The 16162-nt window shown below is 70.8% G+C and carries 16 protein-coding genes; 10 read left to right on the top strand and 6 right to left on the bottom strand.

Annotation, left to right across the window (positions count from 1 at the left end; all coding sequences use genetic code 11):
* Window positions 1-285: 285 nt before the first annotated feature.
* From ccoG to ccoS, 4 genes are read left to right on the top strand one after another with little or no spacing between them, the layout of a single operon-like run.
* Window positions 286-1731: a cytochrome c oxidase accessory protein CcoG gene (gene ccoG, locus ACTB72_RS03455; protein ID WP_463035588.1), complete on the top strand. Its 1446-nt coding sequence runs from the start codon at window positions 286-288 to the stop codon at window positions 1729-1731.
* Window positions 1728-2258 (top strand): FixH family protein, encoded by a 531-nt coding sequence (locus tag ACTB72_RS03450; RefSeq protein WP_463035587.1) that lies wholly within the window; start codon window positions 1728-1730, stop codon window positions 2256-2258. Before ccoG ends, ACTB72_RS03450 begins: the two co-directional genes overlap by 4 nt.
* Window positions 2255-4531 (top strand): heavy metal translocating P-type ATPase, encoded by a 2277-nt coding sequence (locus ACTB72_RS03445; RefSeq protein ID WP_463035586.1) that lies wholly within the window; start codon window positions 2255-2257, stop codon window positions 4529-4531. The genes ACTB72_RS03450 and ACTB72_RS03445 overlap by 4 nt, the downstream gene beginning before the upstream one ends.
* Window positions 4528-4758, top strand: coding sequence for a cbb3-type cytochrome oxidase assembly protein CcoS (gene ccoS / locus ACTB72_RS03440; protein WP_463035585.1), 231 nt, complete (start codon window positions 4528-4530; stop codon window positions 4756-4758). The genes ACTB72_RS03445 and ccoS overlap by 4 nt, the downstream gene beginning before the upstream one ends.
* 87 nt (window positions 4759-4845) lie before the next feature.
* On the opposite strand, the gene ACTB72_RS03435 is transcribed toward ccoS, so the two are convergent.
* Together ACTB72_RS03435 and ubiA are read right to left on the bottom strand one after the other, a co-directional pair.
* A complete protein-coding gene (locus ACTB72_RS03435; RefSeq protein WP_463035584.1) occupies window positions 4846-6123 on the bottom strand; it encodes a CAP domain-containing protein in 1278 nt (425 codons plus the stop codon).
* Between the two features lie 99 nt (window positions 6124-6222).
* The gene (gene ubiA / locus ACTB72_RS03430) at window positions 6223-7212 is read right to left on the bottom strand and encodes a 4-hydroxybenzoate octaprenyltransferase (RefSeq protein WP_463035583.1); all 990 of its coding nucleotides are present in this window, start codon (window positions 7210-7212) and stop codon (window positions 6223-6225) included.
* Window positions 7213-7221: 9 nt separating this feature from the next.
* Between ubiA and ACTB72_RS03425 the strand changes: the two genes are divergently transcribed.
* From ACTB72_RS03425 to ACTB72_RS03415, 3 genes are all read left to right on the top strand, one after another.
* The gene (locus ACTB72_RS03425; RefSeq protein WP_463035582.1) at window positions 7222-8004 is read left to right on the top strand and encodes a 16S rRNA (uracil(1498)-N(3))-methyltransferase; all 783 of its coding nucleotides are present in this window, start codon (window positions 7222-7224) and stop codon (window positions 8002-8004) included.
* Window positions 8001-8540, top strand: coding sequence for a hypothetical protein (locus ACTB72_RS03420; protein WP_463035581.1), 540 nt, complete (start codon window positions 8001-8003; stop codon window positions 8538-8540). The genes ACTB72_RS03425 and ACTB72_RS03420 overlap by 4 nt, the downstream gene beginning before the upstream one ends.
* A gap of 213 nt (window positions 8541-8753) precedes the next feature.
* Window positions 8754-10124 carry a glutamate--cysteine ligase gene (locus ACTB72_RS03415; RefSeq protein WP_463035580.1) on the top strand — a complete coding sequence of 457 codons (1371 nt, stop codon included), beginning with the start codon at window positions 8754-8756 and terminating at the stop codon, window positions 10122-10124.
* Between the two features lie 42 nt (window positions 10125-10166).
* Here the strand turns inward: ACTB72_RS03415 and ACTB72_RS03410 are convergent, their stop codons facing one another.
* From ACTB72_RS03410 to tldD, 4 genes are all read right to left on the bottom strand, one after another.
* Window positions 10167-10601 carry a hypothetical protein gene (locus ACTB72_RS03410; protein WP_463035579.1) on the bottom strand — a complete coding sequence of 145 codons (435 nt, stop codon included), beginning with the start codon at window positions 10599-10601 and terminating at the stop codon, window positions 10167-10169.
* Window positions 10602-10637: 36 nt separating this feature from the next.
* On the bottom strand, window positions 10638-11057 hold the full coding sequence (locus ACTB72_RS03405) for a hypothetical protein (protein WP_463035578.1): 420 nt from the start codon (window positions 11055-11057) through the stop codon (window positions 10638-10640).
* Between the two features lie 65 nt (window positions 11058-11122).
* A complete protein-coding gene (locus ACTB72_RS03400; protein ID WP_463035577.1) occupies window positions 11123-11956 on the bottom strand; it encodes a calcium-binding protein in 834 nt (277 codons plus the stop codon).
* Window positions 11957-12167: 211 nt separating this feature from the next.
* The gene (tldD, locus tag ACTB72_RS03395) at window positions 12168-13607 is read right to left on the bottom strand and encodes a metalloprotease TldD (RefSeq protein WP_463035576.1); all 1440 of its coding nucleotides are present in this window, start codon (window positions 13605-13607) and stop codon (window positions 12168-12170) included.
* Between the two features lie 238 nt (window positions 13608-13845).
* Here tldD and coxB point away from each other — a divergent pair, with 238 nt between their 5' ends.
* The 3 genes from coxB to ACTB72_RS03380 all read left to right on the top strand — a co-directional run bounded on the left by coxB (window position 13846) and on the right by ACTB72_RS03380 (window position 16161).
* The gene (gene coxB / locus ACTB72_RS03390) at window positions 13846-14736 is read left to right on the top strand and encodes a cytochrome c oxidase subunit II (protein WP_463035575.1); all 891 of its coding nucleotides are present in this window, start codon (window positions 13846-13848) and stop codon (window positions 14734-14736) included.
* A gap of 272 nt (window positions 14737-15008) precedes the next feature.
* Window positions 15009-15998 (top strand): heme o synthase, encoded by a 990-nt coding sequence (locus ACTB72_RS03385; RefSeq protein ID WP_463035574.1) that lies wholly within the window; start codon window positions 15009-15011, stop codon window positions 15996-15998.
* 16 nt (window positions 15999-16014) lie between these two features.
* Complete coding sequence (locus tag ACTB72_RS03380) at window positions 16015-16161, top strand: hypothetical protein (protein ID WP_463035573.1); 147 nt, start codon at window positions 16015-16017, stop codon at window positions 16159-16161.
* Window position 16162: the final 1 nt, after the last annotated feature.

Raw genomic sequence — 16162 nt, 5'->3', positions numbered from 1 at the left:
CTTGCCCCTGCGGAACTTTCGCGCCTGATGCTTCCCTGCGCCGCATCCCGGTTCGCGGCCGCGCGCCTACCTACGTGCCGGGCCCACGCCGACGTCGCACGCCCGGTCATGACGCAGCGTCCCACGCCTCTTGCGCGGCGTGGGATCCGCCGCCGCCCGCCGGCGGCCCCCCGCGCCCCGGCTCCGGTGTGGACAGCACGCCGCAGCACGGGTTGACTTGCATCAAGGTCGGGCGACGCGGGCAGGATCAAACCGCGCTCACCCGCCCTGGAACCGAGGCTCAAGATGGCTCCGCCGGACCTAAAGCCCGCCAACGACGCGCTCTACGCCGCCCGCGTTCCGATCTTTCCGCGACGCGTGAAGGGCACGTTCCGGACTTTGAAATGGTGGATCATGGGCGTGACGCTCGCGATCTACTACCTCACGCCGTGGATCCGCTGGGACCGCGGGCCGCTGATGCCCGATCAGGCCGTGCTGATCGACATGGCCAACCGAAGGTTCTTCTTCTTCTGGATCGAGATCTGGCCGCAGCAATTCTACTACGTGGCCGGCCTGCTGATCATGGCCGGGCTCGGGCTCTTCCTGTTCACCTCGGCGCTGGGCCGGGTCTGGTGCGGCTACACCTGCCCGCAGACGGTGTGGACCGACCTCTACATCACCGTCGAGCGCTGGATCGAGGGCGACCGCAACGCCCGCATCAAGCTGCACAAGCAGGGCTGGGACGCCCGCAAGGCCCGGCTGCGCGTCACCAAGTGGGTGGTCTGGCTCGCCATCGGGGTCGCGACCGGCGGCGCCTGGGTGTTCTACTTCGCCGACGCCCCGACCCTGCTGCGCGATCTGGCGACCGGCGAGGCGGCCTTCGTCGCCTACGCCTCCATCGCCGTGCTGACCGCGACGACCTTCGTCTTCGGCGGCTTCATGCGCGAACAGGTCTGCATCTACATGTGCCCCTGGCCGCGGATCCAGGCGGCGATGATGGACGACCAGACCATCACCGTCGGCTATCGGTCGTGGCGGGGCGAGCCGCGGGGCAAGCACCAGAAGAAGCAGGCCGAGCCCGAGCTCGGCGACTGCATCGACTGCAACGCCTGCGTGGCGGTCTGCCCGATGGGGATCGACATCCGCGACGGCCAGCAGCTGGCCTGCATCACCTGCGCGCTGTGCATCGACGCCTGCGACGACGTGATGGAGAAGACCGGCAAGCCCCGCGGCCTGATCGACTACATCACCCTGCAGGACGAGACGATCGAAACCCAGGGCGCGCCGGCCGTGCCCCTGCGCAAGCGCATCCTGCGGCCGCGCACGATCCTCTACACCGTGCTCTGGGCCGGCATCGGGCTGGGCATGGTCGTTTCCCTGTTCATGCGGGATTCGATCGACCTCAGCGTGGCGCGGGATCGAAACCCGACCTACGTGATGCTGTCGGACGGTTCGATTCGAAATGGCTATACCATCAAGGTGGCCAATCAGAACCGGGAGCCGCATGAATTCGTGCTCTCCTTCCGCTCGGACATGCCGCTTTCCGCAAACATTCAGGGCCAGGATTGGCTGAAGTTCACGGTGGAGGCCGACAAATTGAGAACCCTGCGCCTGTTCCTGACCACGCTGCCCTTCGCCCGGCCCAGCGAACATGCCGAGGTGGAGCTGTGGGTCGAGGATCTCGAGACGCGCGAGCGGGTGAGCGTGAGCACCTCGTTCCTCGCGCCCGAACCGGGGAGCTGGGGGCCATGAGCGGTATGGAGAACGGGGAGAACGGCAAGGCCGGGCGTCCGGCCGGCGGGCGGAAGCTGACCGGGCGGGGCGTGCTGATCATGGCGCTGGCCTTCTTCGGGGTGATCATCGCGGTCAACGTCACCATGGCGACGCTGGCGGTCGGCGGGTTCCCGGGGCTGGTCACCGACAACCCCTATGTCGAGGCGCAGAAATACGACCGGGAGCAGAAGGCCGAGAAGGCGCTGGGCTGGACCTTCGCCTTCGACTGGGTCGGCGACGCGCTGCGGGTCGAGGTGATGGGCCCTGACGGGGCGCCTGTGCCCGGGCTGAACGTGACCGCGCGCGTGGGCCGCCCGGCGACGCTGGCCGAGGATCGGGAGGTGGCGTTCACCGAAGACGGCTCCGGCTACGCCGTGCGGCTCGCGCTGCCGGCCGGGATGTGGCGGGCGGATCTCACCGCGCTGCGGTCGGACGGGGCGGTCTACACCATCGCCGACGAATTCTGGATCGCGCCCGAAGAGGCCGCGGCGGCGGCGACGGAATGAGCTTCGCCGCCCCCCTCCGCGCGTCGGAGCGTCCGGGCCTCGCGGGCGGCTGCTGCCCCACCGGGGCGGCGGCGGGCTTCGCGGACGTCGGCGGGCTCGCCCGCTTCGTGACCGAGGCGGGACCCGGCCGAGTCCGGATCGAGCTGCTGACCCCCGCCGTCCATTGCCCCGCCTGCATCCAGCGGATCGAGCGGGACCTGCCCAAGGCTCCCGGCATGCTGTCGGCCCGGGTCAACCTGTCGCTGCGCCGGGCGAGCGTGGAGTTCGACCCCGCGCTCGCCGGGCCTGAGGATGTGGTGGCGGGGCTGGACGCGCTCGGCTACGCCGCCCGCCCCTTCGACGCCCATGCCATGCGCGACGTGGAGCGCGACGCCGAGGGGCGGGACCTGCTGGCCCGCATGGCGGTCGCGGGCTTCGCGATGATGAACGTGATGCTGCTGTCGATCTCGGTCTGGGCCGGGGCGGACGGGGCGACGCGCGATCTGCTGCACTGGGTCTCGGCCCTGATCGCGCTGCCCGCGACCGCCTTCGCGGGGGTGCCGTTCTTCCGCTCCGCCTGGGGGATGCTGCGGCGGGGCCATGTGAACATGGACGTGCCGATCTCGCTCGCGCTGATCCTGGCGGCGGGGGTGAGCCTGAGCGAGACCATCCGTTCCGGCGAGCACGCCTATTTCGACGCGGCGGTGTCGCTGAGCTTCTTCCTGCTGATCGGGCGCTATCTGGACCATCGCACCCGGCGCGTGGCGCGCCTGGCGGCGGTGGAGCTGAGCGGGCTGCAGGCCCATTCCGCGACACTGATCGGTGAAGGCGGCGCGCGCCGGGTGATCGCTGTGGAGGATCTGCGGGCCGGCGACGTGGTGGAGATCGCGGCGGGCGAGCGCGCTCCGGCGGATGGGGTGGTGCTGGAAGGGGTCTCGGACCTCGACCGGGCGATGATCACCGGCGAGAGCGCGCCGGAGCAGGCCCGCCCGGGGACGGAGATCCATGCCGGCGTGCTCAACCTCTCCGGCCCCTTGCGGGTCGAGGCGACGGCGACGGGCGACGACACGGTGCTCGCCGGGATCGCGCGGATGATCGAGGCGGCGGAGCAGGCGCGCGGCCGCTACGCCGACTGGGCGATGCGGGCGGCGCGGGTCTATGTGCCGGTGGTGCATGCCGCCGCCGCGCTGACCTTCGCGGCCTGGCTGCTCGCGGGGGCGGATCTGCGCGACGCGGTGATGATCGCGGCCGCCGTTCTGATCATCACCTGCCCTTGCGCGCTGGGGTTGGCCGCGCCCGCGGTGCACGCGACGGCCTCGGGCCGGCTGTTCCGTGCGGGCGTGTTCTTGAAGGACGGCGCGGCGTTGGAGCGGTTGGCCGAGGTCGACGCGGTGGTCTTCGACAAGACCGGGACGCTCACCACCGGCGAGCCGGCATTTCTGGAAGGGCCCGAGGCGCCCGAGGCCTGGTCGGCGGCGCTGGCGCTGGCCGGGGCCTCTCGTCACCCGTTTTCGCGCGCGCTGGCGGCGGAGGCGGACGCCCGCGGCGTGATCGCTGCGGCGGTGTCGGGACTGGCGGAGGTTCCGGGCTGCGGCGTCTCCGGCGTCATCGACGGGCAGGCGGCGCGGCTCGGGCGCGGCGACTGGTGCGGGGCGGGGGGGGCGGACGACGTCTCGGCCGTCTGGCTGCGGCTGGGCGACGCCGCGCCGCTGCGCTTCGCCTTCGAAGACCCGCTGCGCCCCGATGCGGCGGCGACGGTGGCGGCGCTGAAGGCGCGGGGGCTCGCGGTGCGGCTCCTCTCCGGCGACGCGCCCGGGCCGGTGGCGCGGGCGGCGGCGGCGGCGGGAATCGAGGATTTCCGCGCCGGCCAGACCCCCGCCGACAAGGTGGCGGCGCTGGAGGCGATGGCGGCGCGGGGCCATGTAGTGCTGATGGTCGGCGACGGCATCAACGACGCCCCGGCGCTGGCGGCGGCGGCGGCGTCGATCTCGCCGTCCTCGGCCGCCGATATCAGCCGGGCGGCGGCGGGCATGGCGCTCGCGGGTCGTTCGCTGGGCCCGGTGGCGCTGGCGGTGGACGTGGCGCGGGCGGCGCGGGCCCGGGTGCGCGAGAATTTCGCGATGGCCGCGGTCTACAACCTGGTGGCGGTGCCGCTGGCCGCGACCGGGCATGTCACGCCGCTGATCGCGGCGCTGGCCATGTCAGGGTCGTCGATCGTGGTGACGCTCAACGCGCTGAGGCTTCGCGGGGCCGGAAAAAGCGCGGGCCCGGATGCGGGGAAGACGGCGTCATGAACGTCCTGCTCGCCACCATCCCGGTGTCGATCTTCCTCGGGCTGCTGGGGCTGGCGGCGTTCCTGTGGTCGCTCAAACGCGGCCAGTACAAGGATCTGGAGGGGGACGCGGCGCGGGTCCTGTTCTCCGGCGACGACGGTCCGGGGCCCGACCCCAAGGCCGCGCCCGCCCCGCCGCCGCCCGCCCCGCCGCCGGAGACGCCGCCCCCGGAGCTGCAGAAGGACTGACGCCGCCGCGCCGGGGCCGCGAAAAAGGGGAGCGCCTTGCGGCGCTCCCCTTTCGTCGTCGGCCCGGGTCGGCCCGAAGGCGTCGGGTCAGAACAGCAGGTCGTCCAGGGTGATGTTGCCGGCCTGATCCTCGACGATCACGAAACTGCGCCCGAAATGGATCACCGCGTCGCCGCGTTTGGCGGTGATGTCGATGTCCGACGCCTCCACCGAACCGTTGATCGCGATCTGGTCGCCGTCGTCCCAGTCGAGGATGCGGTCGCGGCCGTCGCGCATGCCGAACTGGAAGTCGTCCGCCCCGTCGCCGCCGAGCAGCGTGTCCCGGCCGCGGCCGCCGACGATCAGGTCGTCCCCGTCGCCGCCCTCGATCCGGTCGCGCCCGCCTTCGCCGTCCAGCCGGTTGGCGCCGTCGTTGCCGACCAGCAGGTCGCGACCGTTCTTGCCCGAAAGGTCGATGTCCTGCGAGCCCAGCGCGGTGACCGAAGACGCGCCCTTCTTCAGGTCGAGATCGCCGGTGGTGAACAGATGCGTCTTGTCCATCAGGTCGATCTTGACGTTGTCCGACCCGATCTCGACCGAGGCCGCGATCTTGCCCTGAACCGGGCGGCCCTTGATGATCAGGTTGAACGTGCCCTCGCCGGTCTCCAGACCGTAGCCGCCGGAGGGGGCGGTCTTCTCGAGGCCGCGGCCGCCGACCTTCACCTTCATGCCGCCCAGGCCTTCGCCCATCGAGAAATGGTCGTCGCCGTCGCGGTCCCGGAAGGCCGCGCCCAGCAGGAACGGGCCGGTGGAGGAGCGGACGCCGAGATTCTCGGTCAGCAGGATCGGGCCGACATCGGTCGCGCCGCTGTTGTCGGTCAGGACCCCGACCCCGATCTCGCGCATCTGGGCGTCGATCAGGTTGTCGCGATGGCCGCGCGGGCTCTGCATGCCGTCCGGGCCCGGACCCCAGTCCACCACGAAGGCGTGGTGGGCGTGCAGGGCGCTCTCGGCGAAGGCGAAGACGTTCTCGGTCGCCTGGGTGTGGATATAGCCCGCGTCGCGCACGCGGTCGCCGAGATCGCCCTCGCCGGGGAGCTGGTGCGCCTGCTCGTCGGCGTCCTTCATGCGCTGGGTATGCAGCTGCGCCGCCTCGTTGAGCGAATCGTTCCAGGCCAGCGGCTGGACCTGGGGCAGGGCGGCGAGCTCGGCCTTCAGCAGGTCGAGGTTGACCTCGAAGTACTGCAGCGCCGCGGTCACATTCGGATCGAAACCGGTGGATTGCGGCTCGCTGTCCACGATCCGGTCGAACGATCCGCCCGGATCGATGCGGAATCGGTTCGTCAGCTCAACGATATACTGTTCGAAATCCGTCGGATTCGCCATGGTGGACCTCTGTCCTCGCCGAAGATGCTGGAATCGCGACCGCCCGCGTCGCGCCGCCAGCCTGATAAGTTCTGCGCGGTGTTACCATGAGCCCTGCGTTCAAACGAGGGCGGCGAAGAGCAGACCCAACGTCAAGAACAACCCGGCGTTGCGGCTGTCGCGGAAAAGCCGCAGGCAGCGGGCGTTGTCGTGGATGTCAAGCCGCGAGAGCTGCCAGTGCAGCCGCCAGCCGAAGGCCCAGACCCCGGCCAGCGCCAGCAGGGCGGCGAGCGCGCCTGCCTTGGCCGTGGCCAGCGTGACCGCGATCAGGGCGAGGGTCACGGCGGCGACCAGGAACACCACGAGACGCCTGGCGGTGTTCTCTCCGAACAGGCGGGCAGTGGATTTGACGCCGATCAGGGCGTCGTCCTCGGCGTCCTGGCAGGCGTAGATGGTGTCGTAGAAGATGGTCCAGGCCATCCCGGCCAGATAGAGCAGCACCGGCGGCCAGCCGAGCCCGCCCGAATGCGCCGCCCAGGCCAGCAGCACCCCCCAGTTGAAGGCGATGCCGAGGAAGATCTGCGGCCACCAGGTCACGCGCTTCATGAACGGGTAGATGCAGACCGGGCCGAGGGAGACGATGCCGAGCAGGATCGCGGCGGGCGAGAGCGTCAGCAGCAGCCCGAAGGCGATCAGCGCCTGCACGCACATCCAGGCGACGGCGCCGCGGGTGGTGACCTGGCCGGAGGGAATCGGCCGCGACCGGGTGCGCGCGACCGAGCCGTCGATATGGCGGTCGGTGATGTCGTTCCAGGTGCAGCCGGCCCCGCGCATCAGGAAGGCGCCGACGGCGCAGACCAGCGCAATGCGCAGGTCCTCCCACCGGGCCCCGGCCGGATCGGCGGCGATGGCCAGCGCCAGCCCCCACCAGCACGGGATCAGCAGCAGCCAGGTGCCGGCCGGCCGGTCGGCGCGGCTGAGCCTGAGCCAGGGGCGCGACCAGGCCGGGGCGTGGTCGTCCACCCAGTTGCGGTCGACGGCGTCGAAGACTCGCCCCGACGGATCGGGCGGGCTATCCCACCGGGTGTTCGTATTTCGCGTGTCGGTCATGGAGGCCTTATGCCAGAACCCACCGCCAAGGTCAGGCTGTTCGTGGAGAGCGATCTGGCCGCAGGCGCCGCGGTCGATCTGGCCCAGCCGCAGGCGCATTACCTGTTCGCGGTGATGCGCATGGGGGTGGGCGCGGCGGCCTTGCTGTTCAACGGGCGCGACGGGGAGTGGATCGCCGACGTGGTCGAGGCCGGGCGCCGCGGCGGCCGGCTGGTCTGCCGGGCGCGCAGCCGCCCCCAGACCCGGCCCCGCGACCTGCATCTGCTGTTCGCCCCGGTGAAGAAGGCCCGCACCGATTTCATCGTGGAAAAGGCCTGCGAGCTCGGCTGCGCCGCCCTGCGCCCGGTGTTCACCCATCGCACCAACGCCGAGCGGCTGCGCGGCGACCGCCTGCGCGCCCATATGGTGGAGGCGGCGGAGCAATGCGGCTTCCTCTCGATCCCCGAACTGGCGGAGCCGGAGCGGCTGGACCGCGTGCTCGACGCCTGGGGGCGGGGCGGGGACGCCGGCCGGCGGCTGATCTTCTGCGACGAGCGGCGCGACGCGCCTCCGCTGGCGGAGGCGTTGGCCCCCTACGCGGCCGAACGGGCGACCCCCGGTCCCTGGGCGGTGCTGATCGGACCCGAGGGCGGCTTTTCGGACGATGAGGCCTTGCGCCTGCGTCGGCTTTCCGGCGTGGTCGCCGCCTCGCTCGGCCCGCGTATCCTGCGCGCCGACACCGCGGCGACGTCGGCGCTGGCGATATGGCAAAGCTGTATCGGGGATTGGGCAGAAGGCGAGACCGAGGCATGAACGGCGGCGATTGGATCCTGCGGCACGCGCCGCGATGGCTGGAGACGGGCGTGGCCGCCCTGCTGGCCGCGTCGCTGCTGGTCATCGGCGGACTGATGATCCAGCGCGGCGGCCTGATGGGCTGGCCGGTGCTGGTGGCGGGGCTGGTGCTGCTGCTCTGGGTGCTTGCGGCGCTGGAGCGCGCGCGGGTGCCTCGGGGGCTGGACGGACCCGGCGTGGTCACGGTCGAGGAAGGCCGCGTCGCCTATTTCGGCCCCTCGGACGGCCTGTCGGACGGCGGCGTGGTGACGCTGGCCGACCTGTGGACGGTCGAAGCGATCCAGCTGAAGAACAATGCCGGGCTCGCCTGGCGGCTGCGGCCGGTGGACGCGCCGCCGCTGCTGGTCCCGATCGGCGCCGAGGGGGTCGAGGCGCTGCCCGAAGCGCTGTCGGCGCTGCCCGGCTTCTCGATGCGCGCGGTGCGCGAGGCTTTCGACGCCGACGGGGTCGGCGTGCGGCCGATCTGGCGGCGCGCCAATTATCACGAAGGCGAGTAGGCGTTCTGAATCGTCCGGCCGCCAGGCTTCCGTCGCCCGCACGGGCCCCCGTGGTCGGCAAGGCCCCGTCGCCCGTGACGCTTCGGCAACGAGAGCGCACGGCCGGCCAAGGGTGAAGATCAGGAAGCCGGATGGTATTGCCGAGCCCCGCCGCCCCGCCTAAGTCTGGCCGGCGCCGCGGATCCGCGCGGTCGAGGGGAGCGGGAGACGGGCATGTCGATACCTCAGAGCGGCGGCGGCCCGATCGAGCGGCCCGAGCAGCTGGCGGAATACCTCGCCGAAGGCTGCAAGCCGGCCGAAGACTACCGGATCGGCACCGAACATGAGAAGTTCGGCTACATCCGCGGCAGCCATGCGCCGCTGCCCTACGAGGGGAAGACCTCGATCCACGCCATGCTGGAAGGTCTGCGCGAACGCTTCGGCTGGGCGCCGATCGAGGAGGCGGGCGAGCTGATCGGCCTGACCAAGGACGGCGCCAATGTCAGCCTGGAGCCGGGCGGCCAGCTCGAGCTTTCCGGCGCGCCGCTGGAGACGCTGCACCAGACCTGCGACGAGACCAACCAGCACCTCGCCGAGGTCCGCGAAGTCGGCGACGCCATCGGGGCCGGTTTCATCGGGCTCGGCGCCGCGCCGGAATGGAGGCATGAGGACATGTCGATGATGCCCAAGGGGCGTTATCGGCTGATGACCCGCTACATGCAGTCGATCGGTCCCTGGGGCGCCCAGATGATGTACCGGACCTGCACCATCCAGGTGAATCTCGACTTCGGCTCCGAAGCCGACATGGTGCGGAAATTCCGCGTCGGCCTGGCGTTGCAGCCGGTGGCGACCGCGCTCTTCGCCAACTCGCCGTTCTTCGAGGGCAAGCCCAACGGCATGAAGTCCTGGCGCTCCAAGATCTGGCGGGGGCTCGACGACGCCCGCACCGGGATGCTGCCCTTCGTGTTCGAAGACGGCATGGGGTTCGAGCGCTATGTGGACTATGCGCTCGATGTGCCGATGTATTTCGTCTATCGCGACGGCAAGTATATCGACGCGCTCGGCCAGTCGTTCCGCGATTTCATGGTCGGCAAGCTGCCGGCCCTGCCGGGCGAGACGCCGACCCTGTCCGACTGGGCCGACCACCTGACCACCATCTTCCCCGAGGCGCGCATCAAGAAGTTCATCGAGATGCGCGGCGCCGACGGCGGCCCGTGGCGGCGGATCTGCGCGCTGCCGGCGTTCTGGGTGGGGCTGATGTACGACCAGTCGGCGCTCGACGCCGCCTGGGACGTCTGCAAGGACTGGACGGCGGAGGAGCGCGAGACCCTGCGCGTCGACGCCGGGATCCATGGGCTCGACGCCGCGATCCGGGGCGAGTCGATGCGGGATCTGTCGCGGCGGGTGCTGGATATCTCGCATGCCGGGCTGACCGCGCGGGCCCGTCCGGGCGCCGGCGGGCTGATCCCCAACGAGACCCATTTCCTCGATGCGCTGCGCGAGACGGTCGACCGGGGCGAGACGCCGGCCGACGAGCTGCTCGCCAAGTTCCACGGCGAATGGAACGGCGATCTGTCGAAGATCTACGGCGAATACAGCTACTGATCCGGACGGTTTCCGGCGCGGGGGACCGCGCCGGGGCGCCGGTCAGACCTGGCGAATGCCCGCCACCCAGCGCGCCACCAGCATTATCAGCGCGCCCGCCACACCCATCGTGATGGGCAGGGCGAGGGACGGCGCCTGGCCGAACATCGTCGTGGTGAGAAAGGCGAAGACCACGCCGCAGGCTGCGCCGGCGGCGGCGAAGGCCAGCGCGTCGCGCCGGCGCGCCGACCACAGGCCCAGCATGGCGGCGAAACCGAAGGTGGCGGCGAACACCATGAACCCCGCCAGCGCCGGGATCAGCACGCGCAGGGCGACCTGGTCCGGCGCGTCCCCGCCCGAAACGCTCGCCAGCGTCACGGCGGAAACGGTGGCCAGCGCCGCCGCCGACAGCGCGCCCGTCAACAGCCCCGCCGCGATTCGCGCCGCCGGATAGGCCACGCCATGGGGCCACCAGTCCCGACCGAAGCGCTCGTCCATGTCTCGTCACCCCTGCTCGATGCGTCTGGGACGACGTTAACGGGGCGGGGCGCGTCTCTCCACCCGCAGCCGCCAGCCTGCGGCGATGCGGATGCCGAGGATCAGGGCCAGCGCCTGCGCCAGCGCGGTGGGGGCGAGCCAGATCAGGGAATCGCGCAGCGCCGTCGCCAGCAGCGGCCCGTCCGGCCCGCCGGACCAGCTGAGCGCCGCGGCGAGGATCAGCGCGGCGGCGGCGAGCGTCGCGCCGAGCAGGATCGCCGCCCAGGCCCGCAGCCCCGCCGCCATCGCCGCGCCCGCCGCCAGCAGGGTCGGCGGGGCCAGCAGCAGCCACAGGCCCAAGGCCCGGATCAGCCCGGACAGCGGCGCGTGCAGATGCCAGCGGTCGAGCCCCAGCCACTGGCCGGGGAGGCCGTCGGTCGCCGCCAGCAGCAGCGCCGCCGCGCAGCCCATGGCCACGGGCGGCGCCAGCGCGCCGAGCGCGAGCCCGGCGCGGATCGCCTGCGCGGAGGGGCGCGCCCGGCTCAGAACGCGAAGTCGTCGGCGGAGAAATCGGCGAGCGACATGCCCTTGACGATCAGCGTGTCGGCGCCGAGGTCGAAGATCGCGCCGGCCCGGGCGTCGCGGCCGGCGTCGATCAGCGCATCGAAGCCGTCCACCGCCGAATGCTTCGCCAGGTTGATGACGTCGCCGTCCTCGAAGTCGCGGATGACGTCCTTGCCGGTGCGGTTGCGGATCATGAAGACGTCGTCGCCCTCGCCGCCCCAGAGCTGGTCTTTGCCGGCCCCGCCGTCGATCCGGTCGCGCCCGTCGCCGCCCCAGAGCTTGTCGCGCCCGGCCCCGCCGATCAGCTTGTCGTTGCCGTCGCCGGCGAAGAACTGGTCGTTGCCGGCGCCGAGGTTGAACACGTCGTTGCCGGTGGGGTTCCAGAGCGTCCCATCATAGCCGACGGTGGAGGTTTCAAGCAGCTTGTCCTTCCCGGCGCCGCCCTTGAACACATAGGACTGCTCCAGCATCACCTCTTCGATCAGGCCGCGGTCGCCGCCTTTGTCCTCGGCCTGCGCGGCGCGGTCGATCTCTTCGAGGTCGAGACGGAAGCCGGTGATCTTGGCGGCGAGCGCGTTGTTCTCGATATTCGTGATCTCCCACGACGTCACCGTGCCGGCGGCGAAGCGGCCCGACACGTCGATGTCGTGGCCTTTCATCACCAGGACGGTGTTCTCGCCCCGGAAGGTGACGGATGTGGCGTTGGCCGAGGTCGGGCCATCGTTGTCGTCGCCGAGCTCGACGATGTAGTCGAACACGCGCTGCGCGGGTTCGGAGAAGCCGTTCAGGAACTTGATCTTGGCGCGGGGCATGGTGAAGAGCCTGTTCTGCGCGGCCTAGGCCCGATCAATACGCGAGGCCGGGGCCGCAGATTGAAATGAGTTCTTGCGTGCGGGAGGCGGAGCGGTCTCCGACCTCCACGCGACGAGGATCTTAAAGGCAGGATGCTGCGGGCATACCCATGCCGTCAGGATGCGGGGCGCCTTTCCGGGCCGAGTTGCGCAGGTGCAGCATTCTTCGTCGTCAATCCTTGCCGGCGCCGCCGACCGTCAGTCCACCGATCAACAATGTCGGTTGGCCGACGCCCACCGGCACCCATTGCCCGGCCTTGCCGCACATGCCCATCCCGGGGTCGAGCGCCATGTCGTTGCCCACCGCGCGCACATGCTTCAGCGCCGTCGCCCCGTCGCCGATCAGCGTCGCGCCCTTCACTGCATGGAGCACTTTCCCGTTCTTCACCCGGTAGGCCTCGGTGCACGAAAACACGAACTTGCCGTTGGTGATGTCCACCTGACCGCCGCCGAAGCCGACGGCGTGGATGCCGTCCTCGACGCCCGCCACCACATCGGCCGGGTCCGCGTCGCCCGCCATCATCAGCGTGTTGGTCATCCGCGGCATCGGCGGGTGCGCGTAGCTCTGCCGCCGTCCGTTGCCGGTGGCCGCGACCCCCATCAGCCGGGCGTTCTGCCGGTCCTGCATGTAGCCGACCAGACGCCCGTCCTCGATCAGCACGTTGCGGGCCGAGGGCGTGCCTTCGTCGTCGATGGTGATCGAGCCGCGGCGGTCGGGGATCGTGCCGTCGTCGACCACGGTGACGCCGGGGGCGGCGACCATCTCGCCCATCAGCCCCGCGAAGGCGGAGGTTTTCTTGCGGTTGAAGTCGCCTTCCAGCCCGTGGCCGACGGCTTCATGCAGCAGAATTCCCGGCCAGCCGGGGGAGAGCGCCACGTCCATCACCCCGGCCGGCGCGTCGACCGCGTCGAGATTGACCAGCGCCATGCGCAGCGCCTCGTCGGCGAGCGCGCGGCCATGGGCCGGGTCCATCACCGATTCCACCCCGAAGCGGCCGCCGCCGCCGGCTGATCCCGATTCGCGACGGCCGGCCTTCTCGACGGTGACCGAGATATTCATCCGCACCAGGGGGCGCACGTCCGCGACCCTTCGACCCTCCGGCCGCAGGATCTCGATCTCCTGCATCGAGACGCCCAGGGACACCGAGACCTGGACCACCTTGGGATCCTTCGCACGGGCATAGGCGTCGAGCTCGGCCAGCAGGGTGGCGCGGGCGGAGAAGTCGGGTCCTTCCAGCGGATCCATGTCGCCATAGAGCCTCCGGTTGGTCGGCGGCGGCGGGTCGGCGAGGGTCACGCCACGGCCTTCGGCGGGGCGGGCGGCGAGGCGGCAGGTCTCGGCCGCCCGGGTCAGGGCGCGTTCGGAGATGTCGGTGGAATGGGCGTATCCGGCGGCTTCGCCGGCCACGGCGCGCAGGCCGAAGCCTTCGCCCGCGTCATAGGCGGCGGTGCGCAGGCGACCGTCGTCGAAGACCAGCGTCTCCGAGCGTCGGCGCTCCAGGAACAATTCCCCGTCATCGGCCCCCGCGACCGCATCGCGCAGGATGGCGAGGGCGCGGGCCTCGTCCAGCTTCGTTTCGAACGGTCTGAACGGGTCTCTGCGATCGGCCATGGCGGCGTTCCTTCCGGGATTCGGGCGGGGCGAAACGCGCCCCGCGTCTCTAAGTGGCTCAAAGCGCCGCATTGCTCAACCGAGTCGCCTGTGGTCGTTTCCGCGGCGAAATCGGCTCGGTTTGATGGAAACCGGACTGGCGCGATCCAGTCCGTCCATGCGATGGGAGTTGCGTTCGCGCCGGGGGGGGCTGACCCGCAGGGCGCGACGCCGACACGGACACAAGGGAAGAGCGGACATGCGTCTTCGCACGATGGCATCGGCCCTGAGCGGCCTCACGGCGCTCCTCGCCACTTCTGCGGCCTTCGCCCAGGAGCAGCTGGACATCAAGGGGATTCCGCATCCCGGCGGCACGGGCTTCCAGCATGCGGCCACCGAGGTCGCGCGCGACCTGCACTGGCTGGAAGGCTTCCTGCTGGTGATCATCACGGTCATCACGCTGTTCGTCACCGGGCTGCTGGCCTATGTGGTGTTCCGCTACAACGAGAAATCCAACAAGACGCCGTCGACCTTCACCCATAACTCGCTGGTCGAGGTGGTGTGGACCGTGGTGCCGATCGTGATCCTGGTGATCATCGCCATCCCCTCGCTGCAGCTGCTGAACAAGCAGTTGGTGATCCCGGACGCCGATGTCACCATCAAGGCGACCGGAAACCAGTGGTACTGGAGCTACGAGTATCCCGACAGCGAGTTCGCCTTCGACAGCTACATGGTGGCGCCGGGCTTCAAGGACTTCGACACCGCGGTGGCCGAAGCCGGCGACGCGATCGCCGAGGCCGGGGTGACCCGCGACACCTGGCGCCTGCAGACCGACACCGCCGTGGTGGTGCCGGTAGGCAAGGTGGTCCGGCTTCAGGTCACCGGCGCGGACGTGATTCACTCCTGGGCCATGCCGGCCTTCGGCGTGAAGATCGATGCGGTGCCGGGTCGCCTGAACGAGACGTGGTTCCAGGTGGATGCCCCCGGGATCTACTTCGGCCAGTGCTCCGAGCTCTGCGGCAAGGACCACGCCTACATGCCGATCATGGTCAAGGCCGTGAGCGAGGCGGATTACGAGGCGTGGCTGACCCAGGCGGCCGAGACCTATGCGGGCATCGCCCCGCGCGTGACCGTCGCCGCCCTGCAGTGAGCCGGGCGGCCGGCCGGGCCTTCCGGCCCGCGCCGGCGCTCTGACACGGCGGGGCGCCGCCCGCGGCGGCTGACCTGAGCCTCGCCCGCGCGGTCCTGTCGGGCGGCGGCGGGGCGGGCCGAACCCGCCGCAGGGGCGCAGGACGCGCCGACCAGGGCCCCGGGCGCGCGACGCCGCGCCGACATGCAGACGCGATCCGCCGACGCGACGTCGGCGAGATCCGACCCCGCCAACGCGACCGACACCCGCGCGAGAGCCAGACCGAACTGCACATGACCGACGCCTCGATCATCGACCCCCAGCCCCTGCGCTCCATCCCCGCCGCCGCGATCGGCCAGGCGCCCGAGCCGAGCGTTCGGGACTACGTGATCTTGCTGAAGCCGCGGGTGATGTCGCTGGTGATCTTCACCGCGCTGGCCGGCATGGCGGCGGCGCCGTCGGGCATCAACCCGGTGATCGGCTTCGCGGCGATCCTGTGCATCGCGGTCGGGGCCGGGGCCTCGGGCGCGCTGAACATGTGGTGGGACGCCGACATCGACGCGGTGATGCGCCGGACCGCCGGCCGCCCGATCCCCGACGGCCGCATCGCGGCCGGAGAGGCGCTTGCCTTCGGGCTGGGCCTGTCGGTGCTGTCGGTGATGATGCTGTCGCTCTTCGCCAATCCGCTGGCGGGCGGACTGCTCGCCTTCGTCATCTTCTTCTACGTGGTGATCTATTCGATGTGGCTGAAGCGGGCCACGCCGCAGAACATCGTCATCGGCGGCTTCGCAGGGGCGCTTCCGCCGCTGGTCGGCTGGGCCGCCGCGACCGGGTCGATCGACGTGGCGCCGGTGCTGATGGTCGGGCTGATCTTCATGTGGACCCCGCCGCATTTCTGGGCGCTCGCGCTCTTCGCCGACACCGATTACGGCAAGGCCGGCGTGCCGATGCTGCCCAACGTCGCCGGCCATCCCGAGACCCGCCGCCAGATCCTGCTCTACACCCTGCTGCTGGTTCCGGTCGCGCTCGCCCCCGCCTTCACCGTGGCCGGCGGGCCGGTCTATCTGGCGGTGGCGCTGGCGCTCAACGCGCGCTTCGCCGCCGGGGCCCTGCGCCTTCGTCGCCGGACCGACGCCGAGGCCAAGGAAGACAAGTTCGCGGCCGAGAAGCGTTTCTTCGGCCTGTCGATCTGGTACCTTTTCGGACACTTCGCCGCCATCCTGGCGGAAGCCGCCCTGCGCGGCGCCTTCGGCGACTACGCCGCGGGCATGGCCCTGCTCTGACACCCGGAGGAACGACATGATCCCCGATCGCGAGCATGAACTCCACCGCCGCCGCCGCGGCCGCAATTTCGCCTTGGGCGGAGCGCTGGGCATCTTCGTCCTGCTGGTCTTCGCCGTGACCATCGCCAAGCTGGCCAACGGCCAGATGATCCAGGGGTACTGAC

Source organism: Albimonas sp. (assembly GCF_055129145.1).
This window is presented reverse-complemented; position numbering and strand designations above follow the sequence as displayed.